Source organism: Laceyella sacchari, assembly GCF_004343255.1.
Lineage (GTDB): Bacteria > Bacillota > Bacilli > Thermoactinomycetales > Thermoactinomycetaceae > Laceyella > Laceyella sacchari.
The window spans coordinates 375,986-395,680 of sequence record NZ_SMDD01000003.1 but is presented as its reverse complement, the minus strand read 5'-3'; the positions used below and the strand labels follow the sequence as shown (position 1 = coordinate 395,680).

13 protein-coding genes and 2 pseudogenes are annotated in these 19,695 nt (G+C 45.8%); 14 read left to right on the top strand and 1 reads right to left on the bottom strand.

Translation table 11 applies throughout. The annotated features are described in order from the left end of the window. Positions 1-96: 96 nt before the first annotated feature. Together gpr and EDC32_RS12280 are read left to right on the top strand one after the other, a co-directional pair. Positions 97-840, top strand: a pseudogene (gene gpr, locus EDC32_RS12285) (GPR endopeptidase); the annotation flags it as partial. 442 nt (positions 841-1,282) lie between these two features. After that, positions 1,283-6,892 carry a DNRLRE domain-containing protein gene (locus EDC32_RS12280; protein ID WP_132222565.1) on the top strand — a complete coding sequence of 1,870 codons (5,610 nt, stop codon included), beginning with the start codon at positions 1,283-1,285 and terminating at the stop codon, positions 6,890-6,892. A 125-nt stretch (positions 6,893-7,017) separates the two neighbouring features. Here EDC32_RS12280 and EDC32_RS12275 read toward each other — a convergent pair whose 3' ends face one another. Continuing rightward, on the bottom strand, positions 7,018-7,344 hold the full coding sequence (locus EDC32_RS12275) for a hypothetical protein (RefSeq protein ID WP_022736680.1): 327 nt from the start codon (positions 7,342-7,344) through the stop codon (positions 7,018-7,020). A 210-nt stretch (positions 7,345-7,554) separates the two neighbouring features. Here EDC32_RS12275 and EDC32_RS12270 point away from each other — a divergent pair, with 210 nt between their 5' ends. The 12 genes and pseudogenes from EDC32_RS12270 (at position 7,555) to EDC32_RS12215 (ending at position 19,681) form a co-directional block, all read left to right on the top strand. Continuing rightward, entirely contained in the window at positions 7,555-8,025 is a 471-nt protein-coding gene (locus EDC32_RS12270; RefSeq protein WP_022736679.1) for a tol-pal system YbgF family protein, read from the top strand. Positions 8,026-8,480: 455 nt separating this feature from the next. Continuing rightward, positions 8,481-8,765, top strand: coding sequence for a hypothetical protein (locus EDC32_RS12265; RefSeq protein WP_022736678.1), 285 nt, complete (start codon positions 8,481-8,483; stop codon positions 8,763-8,765). A 59-nt stretch (positions 8,766-8,824) separates the two neighbouring features. Then, entirely contained in the window at positions 8,825-9,049 is a 225-nt protein-coding gene (locus tag EDC32_RS12260; RefSeq protein WP_132222563.1) for a hypothetical protein, read from the top strand. 185 nt (positions 9,050-9,234) lie between these two features. Next, a complete protein-coding gene (locus EDC32_RS12255; RefSeq protein WP_054095966.1) occupies positions 9,235-9,543 on the top strand; it encodes a hypothetical protein in 309 nt (102 codons plus the stop codon). A 411-nt stretch (positions 9,544-9,954) separates the two neighbouring features. After that, complete coding sequence (locus EDC32_RS12250) at positions 9,955-11,730, top strand: recombinase family protein (protein ID WP_054095967.1); 1,776 nt, start codon at positions 9,955-9,957, stop codon at positions 11,728-11,730. After that, positions 11,699-12,091: pseudogene (locus tag EDC32_RS12245) on the top strand (GPR endopeptidase); the annotation flags it as partial. The gene EDC32_RS12250 and the pseudogene EDC32_RS12245, both read left to right, overlap by 32 nt. A gap of 179 nt (positions 12,092-12,270) precedes the next feature. Continuing rightward, positions 12,271-13,404, top strand: coding sequence for a stage II sporulation protein P (gene spoIIP, locus EDC32_RS12240; RefSeq protein WP_132222559.1), 1,134 nt, complete (start codon positions 12,271-12,273; stop codon positions 13,402-13,404). A 1-nt stretch (position 13,405) separates the two neighbouring features. Continuing rightward, positions 13,406-13,756, top strand: coding sequence for a DUF3679 domain-containing protein (locus EDC32_RS12235; RefSeq protein ID WP_132222557.1), 351 nt, complete (start codon positions 13,406-13,408; stop codon positions 13,754-13,756). A 130-nt stretch (positions 13,757-13,886) separates the two neighbouring features. After that, on the top strand, positions 13,887-15,704 hold the full coding sequence (gene lepA / locus EDC32_RS12230; protein ID WP_132222555.1) for a translation elongation factor 4: 1,818 nt from the start codon (positions 13,887-13,889) through the stop codon (positions 15,702-15,704). 75 nt (positions 15,705-15,779) lie between these two features. Then, entirely contained in the window at positions 15,780-16,931 is a 1,152-nt protein-coding gene (gene hemW / locus EDC32_RS12225; RefSeq protein ID WP_132222553.1) for a radical SAM family heme chaperone HemW, read from the top strand. Between the two features lie 93 nt (positions 16,932-17,024). Beyond that, entirely contained in the window at positions 17,025-18,056 is a 1,032-nt protein-coding gene (hrcA, locus tag EDC32_RS12220; protein ID WP_106341466.1) for a heat-inducible transcriptional repressor HrcA, read from the top strand. A gap of 86 nt (positions 18,057-18,142) precedes the next feature. Then, entirely contained in the window at positions 18,143-19,681 is a 1,539-nt protein-coding gene (locus EDC32_RS12215; RefSeq protein WP_132222551.1) for a TCP-1/cpn60 chaperonin family protein, read from the top strand. The last annotated feature ends 14 nt before the right edge of the window (positions 19,682-19,695 follow it).

The window sequence follows — 19,695 nt, the reverse complement described above, 5'->3', positions numbered from 1 at the left end:
AATCAACAAAAAGCAAACTATTAGCGGATTGTCGGGGAGGTGTCCCGAACAAAGGTGGCATCCACCCATGGATGCAACGGGGAGGAAGATTCATTCATGAACGCAGAGCGCACTGAACACCAAATCGATTTGTCTGGCTACTCCATCCGCACAGACCTTGCACGGGAAGCGCATCAGATGGCGGTAGATGAGCGGGGGGGCACAAGCGACATCCCCGGCGTACGGATTGAAGAGAACACCGAAGAAGGCATCACCACCAGCTGGATCTGGATCGATGACCAAGCGGGCAGTGAAGCGATCGGCAAAGTGCCTGGCACTTATCTGACGTTGGAAGTGCCGGCACTGAGAAGCAGAGATTCCATGCTGGAAAAGCGCGTAAGTGAACACTTTGCCCAGCAATTCAGCCGTTTTTTGGATGAGGTTGGCATTGGCCTTGACGACTCCGGCCTGATCGTCGGCCTCGGCAACTGGAATGTCACGGCTGATGCCCTCGGGCCGCTTGTGGTCAAACACACCCTCGTCACCCGCCACCTGTTTGAGCTGGCGCCAGAATCTGTCGCTGAAGGGTATCGGCCGATCAGCGCACTCTCGCCGGGCGTGCTGGGCATCACGGGGATCGAGACGAGCGAGATCGTGCGCGGCGTGGTGGAAAAGACGAAACCGGACTTCGTCATCGCCTTTGATTCATTGGCGTCAAGAGCGCTCAGCCGCGTGAACACCACCATCCAAGTAGCTGACACCGGTATACATCCTGGCTCAGGGGTGGGCAACAAGCGCAAAGCACTCACCAAAGAAACACTGGGTGTACCGGTGATTGCGATTGGAGTTCCGACAGTTATAATATTGCTGGTATGGAAACGATCCATTTATTCAAAAGGATTGCTAGGACGTTTCCTGTTCCCATCAAAAAACAGGTGTTAATAAAAGTTGGTTGAGTTGTTCAGTCAGAGGGATTTTAAAAACTAGTGACAGTTTACTTTGACATCATATAAATGCATTATATCAAGATGAAAAACTTAAAACTGATAAGTCTTTTATTGATTATGGGCCTGGCAAGGAGGTGCCGGGCTTTATTTTTTCAAATCGTTTTGATGGTACTTTTACATAATAGAGTATAAATTGCTTAAAATAGGATAAAATATATAATCTGTTTATAAAAAAATAAATTAAAAGATAGATAAAAATAATTGATTTATTATTTATAACTTATTAAATTATATATTGTGGTTGTGACTATTTTGTGTCACGAAACAACTAGCATGTGAAGAAAGAAGGGATATGTTTGCAATTTTTTTATGCTGAACGATACGCGCGAATTCGTAGCATTGTATCGATTACCATTGCATTGACATTGATCTTCACTCTCTGGCCACAAGCAACATTTGATGTATTGGCTGCTCCCGCACCCAAGCCAGTTGAATTGGAACACATGCGGACTGCCACTTCCAAAACTTATATATCTCCAGACAAAAAGACATATACTTTGGAAGAATATTTGGAACCTATTCACTATAAAAAGGGAGATAAATGGGTAGAAATTGATAACGAGATAAAAGAGATAAAAGAAGTCAAATTCAAAAAAGCGGCCGCCGCAGATGATGCTGAACTTTCCCTCGCAAATGGAGGAAACCAATTTCAAGTGGGGTTTGCTCCACGTAGCCGGGGCAAGAAAGTTGTTCGTTTGCAATTGGGACAAGCCCACATCGATTTCGGGTTGGTTGATGGTGCCAATGTAGCTGCGAAAAAAGATAAGAACAAAGTGACATATCCCTCGGTTTATCCATATACGGATCTGAGCTATTATGTCACCAATACAGGTTTTAAAGAAGCCTGGGTGTTGCAAAAATATACTGGACAGTCTACTTATACATTATCTTTAAAAACGAAAAATGTGGATGTCAAACAAGAGAAAGACGGTTCCCTTTCATTTTTGGACAACAAGGGTAACACGGTGTTCGCCATTCCTCGACCTTTCATGGTGGATGCCAATGACGAACAGTCCTTTGGTGCCCGGTATGAATTGCGTAAGGAGAAAAACCAAACATTTATAGATTTGAAAGTGGATACCGCTTGGTTAAAGGATGAAAAGCGGGCATATCCAGTAGTGATCGATCCATCTGTTTCGGTGCAAGGTGCACTTAAGACATACGATGCCACAGTCACAAATTCCACTAATGGTAAAAATGTTAACTTTGGCACTTCTTCATATTTGCTCACAGGAACCTATACTGATCCGACTTATGGTACGGGAGAATATCGTTCGTATCTCAAGTTCGCATTATCTCCATTATTGAGTGGGGCTAATATTTCTTCAGCGACGCTTACATTGCATCAATACGCAACCACTCATGCAGAGCAAGTCAATGTTTATCCAGTCACCTCGGATTGGAACTCAACTGATATCAAGGGAAGCAACCAACCGTCATCTGGTACAACACCTATCTCCACGAAATCGGTTGGAGCTGTGGGAGCTTATGATTTTGATATCACTTCACTAACAAAACAATGGTATGCAGGCACCAGCTCCAACTATGGTGTGATGTTACGCCTGAATTCGGAAAGCAATAACCGAAAAGGATTCCGTTCCAGTGACTATCTCGACCCTGATCCAAACAACTCGCAAAAGCCCAAGCTGACCATTACTTATACCATTGATCCGATAGGTGTAGAAAGTTTCTGGACGACGGCTGCCTCTAATGTGAATACTTATAACGGTAACTATTATTTGCAAGATACGGATGTCAGTATCAATGGTCGCGGTCCAAGTTTGTCAGTGGAACGAGCTTATAACAGCCGTTCAAACAAAAGTGGTATTTTTGGCTATGGTTGGATTTCCAATCTAGAACAAAGTCTATCCATGGATTCCGATGGTCCTGTCGCTTATACTGATGCCGATGGCACCACACATACGTTTATACCGGAATATGGATCGGGCGGAGTATCAACGGGTACGTATAAAGCGCCTGATGGAGTCAACTTGGAATTAGTGAAAAACAGTAACGGTACCTTTACCCTGATCACATCGGATCAGACAAAATACAATTTTAACTCAGCCAAAAAGTTGGCCTCGATTGTTGATAGTAACAATAACACGACAACGATCGCTTATACCGATAACCTGCCCACATCCATTACTGATGCGTCAGGTAGACAAATCACACTGGCTTATGATACCAACAACCGAGTCAGCAAAGTGACTGATCCAGCGAACCGCTCAGTGGAGTACACCTATGACGCGAACGGCAATTTGACTGGCATCACACACAAGGATGCAACAGGTTCGGTGGTGTCAACAGAGGCATATGGCTATGATGATAACCACAATTTGATATCGATCACCGATCCAAACAATCATACGAAAACAATCAGTTATGATACGGACAGTGACCGGGTGAATGCTGTTTCTTATCCCATCACAGTGAATGGTGCGAAACAAACGGCGAAAACAACATTTAGTTATGATGCAGTCAACAACACCACCACTGTCACTGATCCAAAAGGAACGAAAACGATTTATACTCATAACGCGTATGGAAACGTGATCCAATCGACGGAAGATCCGACTGGATTCAATATTAAGAACACGTTTGAATATGACGACAAAAACCAATTGATCAGCCAAAAAGACGGAAACGCCAACGCCGCCAACGGCACGGCCACTTACAATTATTCGTATGATGAGAAAGGAAATCTAACCAGCATTAGTACGCCGCTCAACAACACGAGCAGCACCACTTATGACAGCAAGAACAATCCGGTGACGGAAACGGATGCCAACGGTAACACCACAACCAATGAATATGATGACAAAAATAATTTGACGGCTTCCACTGACCCAGTCGAAAAATCAACTGCGACCAAATACAATGCCTATGGCAACGTCTTGTCCGAAACATCGGCGATGAGCCCAGGCAACAATTTGGCTATCAATGGAAGTTTTGAATTGGATCGCAACAGTGATAATTGGCCGGACAATTGGAGCAAAGTGCCGAGTGGATCAGTTGATATCTCTTGGGATAGCACGGGCCTTACAACTGATGGTATCACTTTGGGGAATAAAAGCATCAAAATTTCCAATGTCTCTGGGGCTACGGCCATTGCCAGTGATAAAGTTGCTTATGATCCCAATAAAACCTATGTACTGAGTGGATATGTAAAAACGAGTGGTGCCCAGGGACGAGGTAGCATCTATGCGTTTGCGTTCAACTCTAAAACTGGAGCGTCCACAGCTATCGCGGGTGCCGGCATTACAGGTACGCAAGAAGCAACCCGTATCCACTTGTCTCTCGATCCGGGAACATTGACAGGATATGACCAGTTGCAAATACGCGGGTATATCAGCGGAATCAATGGTCAATATGGTGGAACGTACTGGTTTGATGGCTTGCAAATCGAAGAAGGGCATTACGGTGCCTATAACGTATTGGAAAACAGCGACTTTGAACGGGATCTCGATCCCGCTGGCGACAATATTCCAGATCGCTGGTATTTGCAAGGAGACACAGCGGCAGGGGACGGCCTAGATACCACAGAAACATATAGTGGTGCACGTTCAGTGAAGCTGGTTGGGGATTCGGCAAAATACAAAACGGTGTACCAAGATGTCAACTTAAAGGGTGGAGCGGGTTCGATCTTAACTGTATCCGGCTTTTCCAAAACGGAAAATCCGAACCCAAATGGCATTTACGGATACATTATCAATACCTATGATTCCAGTGTGGGAACTGATGTAGTGGAGAAGTTTACATTTAACTTTGATCGCTCAAAGTCTCACGATTGGCAACATATTGCCAGCGAGATAAAAACGACCAAATCCTTCGATCGAATCAGGGTGTACTATGAGTACAGCAATCAAACGGGAACAGCTTGGTTTGATACCGCCAAAGTGGTACCAGATGCCATTACCACCTACCATGGCTATGACAGCAACAACAACTATGAAACGTCAACTACCGATCCTGAGCAACGGGTCACACAACGCACTTATGATACGGTTGGCAACACGACCAGTGAAAAGGTTGGATTGGACACGACGCAGTTCACTTACGATGCGCTGGATCGCCTGACCAAGGTGACTGATGCGAAAAATCACACCACCGAATACCAATACGATGCGGCGGGCAACAAAACCAAGGTCATCAACGCCAAAAACAAGGAAACGACCTATACCTACAACGAATTAAATCAAATAAAAAGTGTTACCGACGCTAATAACAAAACGACAACGTATGACTACGATCTGAATGGAAATCAAACCAAGATCACTTATCCGAACGGTAACATTGTTTCGTACAGCTACGACAGTGTCAACCGAAAAGATGCTATTTCCTACAATGGTACGCAAACATACACTTTTAACTATGATGCCAACAACAACGTCACTAATGAAACCGATGTGGCTAGCGGCATTTCGACTGATTATGCTTATGATGCTGACAACCGCCTGAAACAAGTGAAAGAGCCAAATGGCAATCTAACGGATTATACCTATGATGCCAATGGAAACATCACCCAACAAAAGCTGTCCGCTGGATCTACAGAGATTACACAAGGCTATGGGTATAATGGGAACAATCAACTAACCAAAATCACATCCAATGGTACCAACCAAGCATGGTTCAACTATAACGAGCAAGACCAAGTGGCTCGCCGTAAAACGGCTGACGGCAACATGACCTTCAACCGGTATAATGGTGCGGGAGATTTGATAGCACGTGACATTTTTGACAAAAACGGAAACCAGATTGACAGCTTTACCTATACTTACGATAACAAAGGAAATATTACATCGGTCACGTCCAAAGCGGGCACGACCTCGTATGTGTACGATGAACTGGATCAATTGACCAAAGAAACTCGTCCAGATGGCACGACTTATGAATACACCTATGATGCTGTGGGTAATCGTCTGACCAAAAAAGTAACGTCCCCAAACGGAACGGCGACGACTACCACTTATGCTTATGATGATGCAGATCAGCTTACTTCCGTCAACGGCACAACCTATACCTACGACGCTATCGGCAATTTGCTAAGCGATGGCAACAAGACGTATGTCTATGACGCGGAGAACCGATTGACCGCAGTCAAAGACAGCGCAGGTAATACGATCGCTTCGTTCACCTACCGTGCGGATGGCATGCGGAGGACGAAAACGACGGCATCGGGTACCATTACGTTCCATTATGATCAAAACAACAATGTGGCGTATGAAACAGATCAAAGTGGAGCGATTGTAGCGAGCTACACCTATGGTCCAGAGAATGAACCTGTTAGCATGTCCCGTGGTGGAAAGACGTATTTCTATCAGTTGAACGGGCATGGGGATGTGGTAGCACTCACGGATCAAACAGGTGCTGTTGTAAACACTTATACCTATGATGCATTTGGTACCCTCGCCAACCAAACGGGTACGGTTGAAAATCCCTATACCTATGCCGGTTATCGGTATGACAAGGAAACGGGATTGTATTACTTGCAAAGCAGGTACTATAATCCAGAGACGGGAAGATTTTTGACGAGGGATACATTTGAGGGGACGGAAAATGATCCGTTTAGTCTGAATAAATATACTTACGCCTATAATAATCCAATCAATTTGGTCGATTCAAACGGAAAGAATCCCCTTATTCCATGGATTATTCGGGCGGCAACTCAGATTTTACGATGGTTAGGGGTATCGCTGCGTGTTTCCAAGCATTTGGGTCAAAGAGCATATCAAAGGAAGATTGGTCCAAGAGAAATTGCTAATACTGTAAAATACGGAAAGAAATATTATGATCCAAAAGAAAAATCGATTGTTTATTGGCGTAAGGGTATAGCGGTTTGTAGAAAAGGGAGTACGTTAACAACTTGTTACCGTCAACCTAAACCCAAAAGCCGTTGGAAATAATGTAGCTTCTGCCTATCTAGAAATGACCCCTTGAACGTATTAACGATCAAGGGGATTTTTTTATCGTGCTAAGCTACAGGTAAAAAACACTAGATTGTGTGGATATGTTAATGTGATTAGTTTTTCTATTTTTCTTTAATAATTGATTCGTAAGGATGATATTGGATTACATATGTGTTAGTTAGTTCTGCGCTTAATTTTTTTGTTAAGTTTTCACCACTTGCATTTAACCATTCTGAAAAAGATTGTGTTATTCCGTTGTAATTATGAGATGCTAGATGGTTACTAAAAGTACTGTTCCATTCATATAGTTCTGCTTTTAGTTCTTCTGATATTGGAAGTTCATCAAGATCTAAGTTTGCTTTACATTTATTACACCAAATCGGATCAGCAGATACTTCTGCTTCAACAAGTATTTCAAAGGTTTCATCACAGAAACACACATCTTTCATTGTAAATTGCCTCCAGCTATTAGGTGCTTAATCATTATCCATTAGATTTTACTAATATAAAATAAATTCTGCAACAAAATCGGAATATACTATTCTTGTTAATTTAGTAAATTGAATTATAAAATAAAGGTGCATTTTAAGGATTTATGCCTGTCTCATTTTTTTCCTTCAATCTACCCGCTTGTTTTGCCGGCAATGGAGGTTATATCATTGGACTGGATCCGTTTATTTATCGGTGTTTTAATAATTACTTGGCTTATTTATCGATGTTTTTTCAAAAAAATTCGTACTTTCAATGATATCTTAGAACGATCCCATAATTATGAGTTTCTTCTTCGAAATAAGAAATTAGCCATTCAAATATTGCAGGCGGGTTTGCAACGGGATGTACATGAGTTGGAGCGGGCAGTATTAAATTACAATATAGGAAGGCTTTATTATGATAAGGGGGAAATAGATCAGGCCATCGGTTATTTTGATAAAGCCTATCCTATTTTGATTCAGGCGGAAGGGATAAAGGTGAAAGATCAATTTATCAAAGTTATCAAGGCATATTTGCAAAAAGGGATGAATGACAAAGCAAATGAGGTTTATCAATATTGTATGAGACATTCTTTATCTAAACGAAGATATCAAAGACTGAGAAAGAAATATCCGCAGTTATTTGAAGGCCAAGGATGAAAAATGTGTAATGGGTGTCTTGTTGAACGTCCCATGATTGTGCAGCTCCATCGGGCGTCAAAGTAAAATTGAATGCCTTTTAATAAGGTGGTATGGTACAGTACTTGCCACCTTATTAAACAAAGGGGATTTAAGACGATGATCAATGAACTGAAAGAGAAGTTTAATGATAACTACCGAAAGGTAATTCTGTTTCTTTTTTATTAATTATATTTTCATGTCATTTGTTTTGTTGTGTATATATTTTAATAGTATCGAATATGCGTTACTTTTATGCTTGATTAATGGGATAAATATTGTTTGGCTTGAACATAAGTGGAAGGTAAACGTTAAACTAAAAGGGACGATCTATAGAAGGTTTGTAGATTATTATCCTTTATGTTTTATTTATATAATTATTTTCGTATTTTTAACTGCAGAGTATTTGGAGTCAACGACTAAGGGAGAAAAAGAAAATGAGTAGAAAAGAAAAAATAGAAGTAAATGTAAGTGCAATAGGATGTGTGCTAGTAGCAGGATTATTATTTATTTTAACGGATTATGTTCATGATGAGCTAAAGTCGTTATTACAAGTAGGGTTTGTTTGGGTTGTTCCATGGGTACCGTATCTGGTTAAATTTTTATTTTCACAGAATAAAAAGGATTATTTATCGAGGAACAAAAAGTTGTTTTTAGGTTTTTTTATATTCGACTGTGTGCTTAGTGTTTTGGCGTATAAATATATGCCTATTTCATATTGATGCTCATGCAAAAAGGGATATGCTCTTTGAGTATATTCCTTTTCATTATAGGAAGGGGAATGAAGAGCGGGATATTCCCTATAGACGTAAATAAAGGTGATCAAGGGCTTAAGCCCGATTTGTTAGGTGTGGAGGAAGAATTTATCCTGCATGAAATGGATGAAAGAGGAGAAGAGAATACCATGTTGGAAGTAGCACTTGCAATTGTGGTCATTATATTAACGCAAGAGCTCGTTTATGCGACTTTGTTTAGAGATTCCGATTTTTACATCGATGTTAGTTGATATGTTTATGGACATGATGAAAACGATCTCCGAACATCGTTATGCTATTGCTATGCTTTATTTATTTTTATTTGTGGGAGGAATTTTGTTAAGTTCCATGGTTATTATTTGCGAAATAGTAGGTGTATCTAGATTGAAAAAAATCATTCATTTGTTTATTAACACTAAACAAGGGGATGAGACAAATGGGAGAAAGCCGTATACTTGAAGCTTTAAAGCGTTCGCTTTATAAAGGGATGATTGTTTCTGTTTATTCCGATCGGAATCAGCCGGGAAATTTCTCTGCTGGATTTATAGATGCGATCTCCGATGAGCAGTTTGTTATGAAACATGTAACTCCTGAGGGCACAAATGATGGTTATATCATAAGAAGAATCGAAGATGTCTTCAGAGTAGATGTTCATGGAGAGTATGAACAAAGGATGGAACTACTGTACACGCTTCAAAAGCAGAGGCATGAGGATTTCTTAAATGGTGCAGCCTCCAGTGAGTAGATATAATAATCCATTAGATTTTACTGGAGCGTTGATAAATAGGCCAGTAGCTTCATAATCGTTTTCTGCTTTGCTTCTCATGTCTATCAGCCCTATGGAATGGCTATCGTCTGGATAGGAAATAATGTTGATCAGAAGTGGAAAGGGCTGACATGACCATGACTGATTACAACATTAGAATAGTCCATGCAAAGAACAAGTTGTCATCTGTTGAGATTGAGCGCAGGGTGGATGATTTCCAAAAAGTTTTTATCCAGGTCGCTTCCAGGTATTACAGCCAGAAGGCGAAAAATCAGCTGGAAAGGGGAGAAGATTAAATCTCTCCTTTTTTCTTTGTTTGCGCCCGTGTTCTCAATCGATGTATAATACCAGCAATAATATGACAGTAGGATAGAAAAGGAGATAGACAGAATGGGGGAAAAGCTACGAGTTGCTTTGTTTATGAGGGCGAGTACGAACAAGCAAACTAGCCAGGGGAAAAAGAAAGCAGCTTCCAGGACTGGGAAAATGTCCGCCAGACCCATTTCAGATGAGAATGATCTGCCCCTGCAAAAAGAGAAATGCATGGAATATATCGCAAATAAGCCCGATTGGATATTTACAGGGCTGGAGTATGTGGAGGCGGGTGTGTCTGGGTTTCACACACATGTCAGCAAGAGAACGGGTTTAAATCGGGCGTTTGAGGATGCCAAAAAAGGCTTGTATGACATTTTGTTGGTGTACAAGCTGGACCGAATCGGCAGACGATCTACCGAAAGTTTAAACCATGCTATCCGGTTTCTGCGGCATTGCCGCATATGGGTCGTGGACAAGGACAGGGAGTTTACCAATAACGGAGATGCGGATGAGATTTTAAACTTCATTGAGTTTTGGTCAGCCAAGAAAGCGTCCATGGACACCAAAGTGCGTGTTACTGACATGATGAAATTGATTCACAAGGAAGGGTTTTGGACTGGGGGCAACCCACCCTATGGCTATATCAATCATCCTGAAATGTCCAATATGTTGCAGATCAATCCCAAAGAGGCGGAAGTGGTGAAAGAAATATATCGGCTTTACACCTCTGAAGGGTATGGCATGTTAAAAATCGCGGGTATTTTAAACGAAAAAGGGTTAAAAACGAGAACCGGCAGAGAGTGGAAAGCAGAAGGGATTCGTAAAATTCTCCGCAACACCATTTACAAGGGGTATTTATCCTATGGAAAAACCAAAAAAGTAGAAGGAGAGTTTGGTTCCTATCAAAAGTACACCAAAGAAGGAGAAGAGCTTGTATCCGAGCGGTACTGGGCAGAGTATGAGATTGTTCCTGCCGAGGTGTGGGAGAGAGCACAGAAAATGAAAAAAGCCCGGGTAGATGTCGCGTCACATTTTGGTGGTAACACTCCCGTCAGAAAAGGAACGGGCAAAGGCCTGCTCGTGGGTGTGTTAACTTGTGAATGTGGGAGCAGCATGACTTATGGCAGCCGGAGGGACTGGCTTGACCATAAGAGAACCAAAAGAGGCGAATTGTATGGCATTTACAGGTGCCTGAAAAGGCTTAAAGCAGGGGTTCAGGCATGCGGAGCAAAGAAAGGTTCACACAGGGCGGAGAAGATCGAGTCTGCGGTGATTGAGAAAGTAAAAGAATATCTGAAGGAAATGGTAAACTCCAATGTGTTGGTGGAGATTCAAAAACAGACTTTAAACGCCTCCAAGGAGATTGAAGAGAAGCTAGCACAGTCGAAGCAAGACATGGAGCAATGGCAAAGGGCAAAAGAAAACGCCAATAACCATCTGTTGAAGATTTTGATGGGTGAGGAATCCCCTTTTTCTGAAGCCCAGCTTAAGGAGTTGTATGAGAAAGCTGTAAAAGAGTTGGAAAGCGCGCAAAGGCTGTATGAAGAGATGAAGGCACTGAAAGATGCCAATGGGCTTTCAGAGATTGACGTGCTCAAGTTGCAAGATCTGTTGTTGGATTGGGGAGCGCTGTTTGACCAAGCCACCACGGAAGAAAAAAGACAAATGTTGGGGAGCATTGTGGATTATGTTACGGTCCGCGAGGAGACGATAGAGGTAGCGATTCACTTTGATGTGGTCAAGTTTTTTGAGGCGGTGAGTTGCGCACGAGAAACGGCTGCGGCGTTTGCTCATGCCGGCACAGATTCATACCGGCAAAATAATGGCAGTAGGAGTTCCTACGGTAGTTGATGCAGTGACCATCGCCCATGACACGATCGATTATGTATTGTCCCATTTGGGACGGGAAATGCATGGGGTGCGCGGCAATCCGCTGGACCCGCATAACCGGCCGAGTGTGCGGGACTTGCAAAACTACCAAGTACCGCCGGAAACGCAGACGCGCATGATGGGGATGTTTGGATCGCTTGATCCCGAAGACAAGCGGCAACTGATTCACGAGGTGTTGTCACCGCTCGGGCAAAATCTGATCGTCACCCCAAAAGAAGTGGATTCTTTCATCGGTAACATGGCCAAGCTGTTGGCAAACGGATTAAACTGCGCCTTGCACGGGGCGGTGACCATGGATAACGTTGCTTCGCATGTGAGTTGAGCGTGGCAATGTGGAAGATGGGTCATGAACGGCTGTTTTGCGCCGGCATGGCCCTTTTCTTTTTGCCGAAGGATGGCGCTCTCTTTTCTATCAGCCTTTGAAATGAAGCGTGCTAGGTTCTACTTCGATTTCGTCTCTCATAAGTTGTGGAAGAGATGAATTGATAGAAGGTGGACCTGGTGAAAAAACGGTATCACAGCTTTATCACCGTCAACATGTCGCAACCCAGGACGAGGCAGACGTTCGTCCTGCTCTGTTTGGCTGTCGCCTTTACTTTCGCTTTGGCGGGAGCGCTTGCCATGGGACAAGCCAAAAGCCGATTGGCTTCTGCAGAATTTAGCCGCATCACCTCCCATATCTCGTCCAAAACGCTGTTGATGGCGATGAGTGAAAATATCCCGTATCTGCAAGAAAAGATGCAGGAAGCCGGAATGGAAGAGATCGCGTCTCGAATGGCTTTGGAATTAGCTACTAGCATTGATCTGAGAGACCCGCGCACGTATTTGGGAAAGGAGCTTCCCATGTATGACTTGTTTGACAGTGAAATCGATGTGGCGAGCAGCGATTTTGATTACACCTCGATTCCGATTGAATCCCCGCCGCCTCCGGAATTGGAGCAAGAGATCATCAAAGCGATGGAAGACCCTGATGAAGATGTGAATGAACGTCCCACCGGTTCGATCAAAAATAAACAAGTGTTGATTTACAATACGCATTTTTGGGAGTCTTATCTTCCGGAGTTAGGAAAGAAAGATCCCCGCTTGGCTTCGGACGTACGCAAAAATATTACCACTGTATCCAAGCATATGGCCAACCAACTGGAGAGGATGGGCGTAGGGGCGGTAACTGTCAATCGAAAATACACATGGAATTCCGGTGCGTATGTTCAATCGCGAAAAATGGTGAAGGAAGCCATGGCGCAACATGAGGATGTCACTTATTTGATTGACTTACATCGTGATGCCCAACGGCGCCCCAAAACGACCAAAGTGGTGAATGGGAAAGCTTATGCCCGGCTCGCTTTTGTGGTGGGCAGGGAAAGCAAGAACTATGAAGAAAATCTGCGGCTGGCGCGCGAGTTGTACAAACGGCTGAACGAGGTGGTTCCCGGAATTTGCAGCACGGTGATTATTAAAAAGCGCGAAAAAGGGAACAACGGAGAGTATAACCAATCGTTGTCACCCAACAGCCTGCTCGTTGAGGTTGGGGGGGTGGATAATACGTTTGAAGAAGCGAACCGTTCGGTAGAGGTGTTGGCCCGCGTCATCGCGGAACGAATCGGCAAGGCCAAACCTGTCTCGAACGGGCGGTGAGGTGAGTGAAGTGCGCGTCATGCTGCAATGTTGTTGTCTCATCATCATGCTTATGGTTGGCATCGGTATCGGCATTAGCCATGCGGAAAAAAATATGCAGGCGATGCAAGGGACGGAGGGAGCGCCGCGTGCGATACAGATTACCCCAACAGCGCAGGGACGGATTGAAATCGCTGTTTTGGGGCAAACAGTAGAGACCGAACACCCCGCATCGGTGGCCACTCAGGAGAAAGTCGTTGCGCAGGTGCGGCAGGGCACCAATCTTATGGCGGCCATGGGCAATGAAGTAGGCGCGGGGATCAGGCAATTTACACGCGAATTGGCTGCGTGGATGTTTCGTTGGGCTGAGTGACAGCCTTATTTTTTTTGCCCGTTTATGGTTAACTGGTAGGTGAACAGGAAATGCATTGAAGAGCGGGGGGCAGATTGTTATAATTAAGCAATGCAGTCTTGCTATGCACGCAGGAGGGAAATGAACGGGAATGGATAAGAGAGAACGACAAGCAATCATCCGCAATTTTTCGATTATCGCACATATCGACCATGGCAAGTCCACCTTGGCCGACCGGATCCTTGAGAAGACCGGAGCACTTAGCGAGCGGGAAATGCAAGATCAGTTCTTGGACAAAATGGATTTGGAACGAGAACGCGGCATCACCATCAAATTGCAATCCGTGCGCCTGCCGTATAAGGCCAAAGACGGGAAAGAATACATTTTGAACCTGATTGACACACCGGGGCACGTGGACTTCACGTATGAAGTGTCCCGCAGTTTGCAGGCGTGCGAAGGAGCGCTCTTGGTGGTGGACGCATCCCAAGGCGTGGAAGCGCAAACGCTGGCCAACGTTTACCTGGCGTTGGAGAACGATCTGGAGATCATTCCCGTCATTAATAAAATCGACCTGCCCAGCGCAGACCCCGAACGGGTGAAGAAAGAAGTGGAAGACGTCATCGGTCTTGATGCCAGCGATGCAGTGCTCGCTTCGGCCAAAGCGGGGATCGGGATTGAGGAGATTTTGGAGCAGGTGGTGGAAAAGGTGCCCGCGCCAGAAGGCGATCCAGATGCTCCGCTCAGAGCCCTGATTTTTGACTCCGTTTACGATCCCTACAAAGGAGTTATCATCTACATGCGGGTGGTGGACGGTACGATCAAAAAAGGTATGCGCATGCGGATGATGGCCACGGAAAAGGAATACGACATCACCGAAGTGGGCGCGTTTGCTCCTCATCCGGTGATCATGAACGAGTTATCGGCGGGCGAGGTTGGCTTTGTGGTGGCTAACATCAAAAACGTACGCGACACCCGTGTCGGCGATACGATTACAGATGCCAACAATCCTGCCGATGAGCCTTTGCCCGGATACCGGCGGATCAATCCGATGGTATTTTGCGGGCTGTATCCAGTGGAGTCCTCAGCGTACGATGATCTGCGGGAGGCGTTAGAAAAGCTGGAACTAAACGATGCTTCACTCACCTATGAACCAGAGACGTCAACAGCGCTCGGCTTTGGTTTCCGTTGCGGATTTTTGGGGCTGTTGCACATGGAGATCATCCAGGAGCGGATCGAGCGGGAGTTCGGCATTCCATTGATTACGACTGCGCCGAGCGTAGTGTACAAAGTATATCAAACGGACGGCAAGGTGCTGGAGATTGAGAACCCGACCCTGATGCCGGAAATGCAGAAGATCGATCGCGTTGAAGAGCCTTATGTGAAAGCATCGATCATGGTGCCTAACGATTATGTCGGCACGGTGATGGAGATTTGCCAGAACAAGCGTGGCAACTACCTCGACATGAATTATCTTGATACCAACCGGGTGACGCTAACCTATGAATTGCCGTTGGCTGAAATCGTCTACGACTTCTTCGATCAATTGAAATCAAGCACCAAGGGATATGCCTCCTTCGATTATGAATTGATCGGTTATAAGGCTTCCAATTTGGTGAAGATGGATATTCTCTTAAATGGAGAAGTGGTGGATGCGCTGTCTTTCATCGTCCATCGTGATCGCGCATACCAACGCGGACGTGCGCTGACCGAGAAGTTGCGCAAACTGATTCCACGCCAGATGTTTGAAGTGCCGATCCAAGCGGCGATTGGCAACAAAGTCATCGCCAGGGAGACGATCAGCGCGATGCGCAAAAACGTGTTGGCCAAATGTTACGGTGGGGACATCAGCCGAAAACGGAAACTGCTGGAGAAGCAGAAGGAAGGGAAGAAGCGCATGAAAGCGGTGGGAAGTGTGGAAGTCCCACAAGAAGCGTTCATGGCGGTTCTCAAGATCGATGACAACAAGTGAGGGTAAGCCGCAGGCGGGAAATGAGTCCGCTTGCGGCTTTTTTGAGCAATCATTTCAATAAGGAGGAGAAACTTTATGGCTCCCCAAGCCGTCTATATACATGTCCCGTTTTGCACGCACAAGTGCCATTACTGCGATTTCACAGCCTATGCTGTGGGAGGACAACCTGTGGACGATTATGTGTCCGCACTGGATAAAGAGATGGCCCTGACAGTGGCCAACACCCCTCCGGGAATTATCCGGTCCATCTTCATCGGCGGAGGGACGCCAACGGTGTTGACGCCCAAACAGATGGAGCGCCTTTTGGCAAGTGTCCGGCGCCATTTTCCCAACTGGGATGAAAACATCGAATTTACCATTGAAGCCAATCCGGGAACAACCAGCCCTGAATTGCTTCGGGTGATGAGAGAAGGCGGGATTAACCGGATCAGCTTTGGTGCGCAAACGTTCCGTCCGGATTTGCTGGAACGAATCGGCCGGGTCCATGGGGTGGAAGAGATTAAACGCGGCGTGGAGTTGGCACGGCAGGCCGGCTATAATAATCTGTCGCTCGATTTGATGTTTGGTTTGCCAACGCAGACCGTCGATGACATGGAAACAACACTCAAAGAAGCGGTCGCATTGGCGCCAGAACACTTTTCTTGCTACAGCTTAAAAGTGGAAGAAGGGACATTGTTCCATCATTTACAAGAGCGCAAAGAGCTGCCGTTGCCATCGGAGGATGCGGAGTTGGCCATGTACCAATTGACCCGCTCCTATTTGGCCGAACAAGGGTATGCGCAGTATGAAGTGAGCAACTTTGCCAAACCAGGCTATGAAAGCCGCCACAATCGGACTTATTGGCTGAATGAAGAGTATTACGGCCTGGGAACAGGCGCGCACGGCTATGTGCTTAAACGGCGCCACGCCAATATCAAAGGTGTCAAAGAATATATTCAACGGTTGCAGGACAACCAACTTCCCATCCAAGAGAGTTATCAAGTGACTCGCGAGGAAGAGATGGAGAATTTCATGATCTTGGGCTTACGGTTGATGGAAGGAGTGAGCCGGGAGAAGTTTGCGCGCTTGTACGGGATGGAGTTGGAGCGAGCATTTGGCCAGGTTCTGACACCACTGATGAACAAAGGATTGCTTGAGCGGAGCGGAGATCGCTACCGTTTAACGGAAAAAGGATTGATTTTTGGCAATGAAGTGTTTGTCGACTTCATTGGTGGGATTGAATTATAAACGGATAGATTGACATCATTTCGCCCCTTTGGTAATTTAAAATTAGTATTTTAGCACTCGACCATAAGGAGTGCTAACAAAGGGGGGAGGCAGATGTTATCCGAGCGCCAAAAACGGATTCTCTGGGCTATTATTGATGATTACATTATCTCAGCAGAACCTGTCGGCTCACGTACCGTTTCCAAAAAGAAAGGGGTCAATGTGAGTGCGGCGACCATCCGCAATGAGATGGCCGATTTGGAAGAGATGGGTTTTTTGGAGCAACCACATACATCTGCCGGTCGCATACCTTCGCAGAAAGGGTATCGTTTCTATGTCGATCATCTGTTGAAACCATATATGTGGTCGAAAGATGATCTGATGGCATTGCATGATTTTTATGCTTATAAAGTGGATCATGTGGAGCAAGCCATTAAGCACATGAATTCCATTCTCGCTTACTTGACCAATTGCATGACATTTATCCTGGGCCCCAACTTGTCAGAGAGTCGGCTTAAGCACCTGCACATCATACCACTGTACGACAGGCTGGCGGTGTCCATCTTGGTGACTGATACGGGCCATGTGTATCAACAACGGCTCTTGTTGCCAGAGGACATTCCATGGTCGACGCTGGAGAAGTTGGTTAATCTCCTGAATCACCGCTTAAGCGGTGCCTTGATCTCTCGTTTGGATCAGATCGTGGCGCAAGAGTTGACGGATGAATTGCAACGGCATGTCGATCACTTTGAGAAGTTGTCTGACCTCACCAATCAACTATTGCACACGGAACAGGAAGACCGGGTTTACACGAGCGGGACGACGCGCATCTTGGAACAGCCAGAGTTTCGCGATGTGGATAAAATGAAGTCGATCTTGGATCTCGTGGAAGCCAACGATGGGTTAGTTCAACTGTTGAAGCATAAGACGGACGGGGTGCAAGTGCGAATTGGTTATGAGAATGATTTGAAAGCTGTGCAAGATTGTAGCGTTATCTCCGCTTCTTATATGATAAACGGCAAACCGGTTGGAACCATCGGGGTGCTCGGCCCGACTCGGATGGATTACGGGCGCGTCATTGGAATTCTTGATTTTTTGGCAAAAGATTTCTCCAGACGGTTGAGCACGCTCTATGAAAAAGAATAAACTAAGCATATTAGGATGCATCACGCGTATAAGGGGTTGCCAAAAGTGACGCCCCCTGCGCCAAAGTGAAAGGAAGGAGAAATCCGGTGCCGGATAAAGTCCACTTACACCAAGACGAAGAAAAACCGTTCCTGTCAGCGCTTCAAGCTAATGCCCAAGCTGTAAAATCTGTCTCGCAAGCGGTTGCGCCCACGCTGGGCCCCAAAGGTCTTGACACGATGCTTGTCAATTCCAAAAATGAAGTGGTTGTGACCAATGACGGGGTGACCATCTTAGATCGGATGGCGATTAATCATCCAGCAGCCAAAATGATCGTCAATGTGGCCAAAGCGCAACAGGCCGAAGTGGGTGACGGAACGACAACCGCCACCCTGCTTGCGTCCGCGCTTGTTGATGAAGGGCTGAAGCAGGTATTGCGGGGCGTCCCTGTGACTAAAGTGATTACCGGGATTCAGCGCGGAACCCGCTTCGCCCTGATTAAGATGCAGGAACGGGCCCGCATGATTTATGAGATGGATGACGAATGGTTGCAACGGATCGCGTTCACCGCTAGCCGCGAAAATGAGGACATCACTTTGGCCGTCATGGAAGCGGCGCATTTGATGGGGCGCGAGAAGTTGTTGGAAAAAGGATTTAAACTATCCAGTTGCGTGGTTGCCCATCCACGCATCGAAAGTAAGGTGTTCGCTGGGATCGTTGTCAGCAAACCGCGGATGAATTCCCAGATGCCGCGGACACGGCAAAACGCGCGGGTGTTGGTGCTGGCCGACGCATTGGAGCCGGAGGCATTCTCTGACGATGTGCGGACGGATGAAGCGTTCAGCCGCAAGGAACGCCTGCGGGAAGAATTTTATGTCATGCTGGAGCACTTGATTCATTTAAATGTAGGCCTTATCGTTACGGAAGGGGCCGTCGATCCCCATGCGGAAGAAGTTCTTGCAGACGCGGGAGTGATCGTGGCGGCCGAGGTGGCGAAAGAAGAGCTGAACAAAGTGTCTGAATATACTGGAGCACGCCAAATCAAACGGAGCGGTCTGAAGAAAAGTCCGGAGGAGATTGAAGCCCTGCTCGGTCTATGCACTGAAGTGGAAGATGATGAAGCGCTGTCCAGAATCCGTATCAGCGGCGGACAAGGTACTCCGTTCGCCACGATATTGGTCGGAGCAGCGACAGATGAAGTGGTCGAAGAACGCGAACGGATTTGCAAAGATGCAGCTTCTGCGGTGCAAGCGGCCATTCATGGTGGATTTGTCCCGGGCGGCGGTGCCGTGGAATTGGCGATTGCCCGGGATGTTGAGCATTTCCGTAACACAGTGCAGGGGATGGAACGGTTTGGCGTGTCGGCGGTGTCCGAAGCGTTGCAACGCCCGATGAGCCAGGTCGTCGCCAACGCTGGGTTTAACCCCTTGGAAAAAATCGAGGCAGTCAAAGCGTTGCAATTGAAACGCCAGTCTGATTCCTTGGGAATCGATTGCGATCGGGGGATCGTTGCGGATATGATTGAGATGGGGGTAGTCGACCCTCTTCCGGTCAAAGCGCATGCGCTTAAAACGGCTGGCGAAGTGGCTGTTGCGATTTTGCGCATCCACACGATCGTGCAAATGAAAGAAGACCCTGTTTTCTAACATAGGAGGACCTG

Bases quoted from the DNA above. Each gene is read 5' to 3' on its own strand.
- EDC32_RS12265 (WP_022736678.1), top strand. From the start codon at position 8,481: ATGAGTAGAAAAGAAAAAATAGAAGTAAATGTAAGTGCAATAGGATGT.
- hrcA (WP_106341466.1), top strand. From the start codon at position 17,025: ATGTTATCCGAGCGCCAAAAACGGATTCTCTGGGCTATTATTGATGAT.
- EDC32_RS12275 (WP_022736680.1), bottom strand. From the start codon at position 7,344: ATGAAAGATGTGTGTTTCTGTGATGAAACCTTTGAAATACTTGTTGAA.
- EDC32_RS12260 (WP_132222563.1), top strand. From the start codon at position 8,825: ATGAAGAGCGGGATATTCCCTATAGACGTAAATAAAGGTGATCAAGGG.
- EDC32_RS12250 (WP_054095967.1), top strand. From the start codon at position 9,955: ATGGGGGAAAAGCTACGAGTTGCTTTGTTTATGAGGGCGAGTACGAAC.
- EDC32_RS12255 (WP_054095966.1), top strand. From the start codon at position 9,235: ATGGGAGAAAGCCGTATACTTGAAGCTTTAAAGCGTTCGCTTTATAAA.
- hemW (WP_132222553.1), top strand. From the start codon at position 15,780: ATGGCTCCCCAAGCCGTCTATATACATGTCCCGTTTTGCACGCACAAG.
- lepA (WP_132222555.1), top strand. From the start codon at position 13,887: ATGGATAAGAGAGAACGACAAGCAATCATCCGCAATTTTTCGATTATC.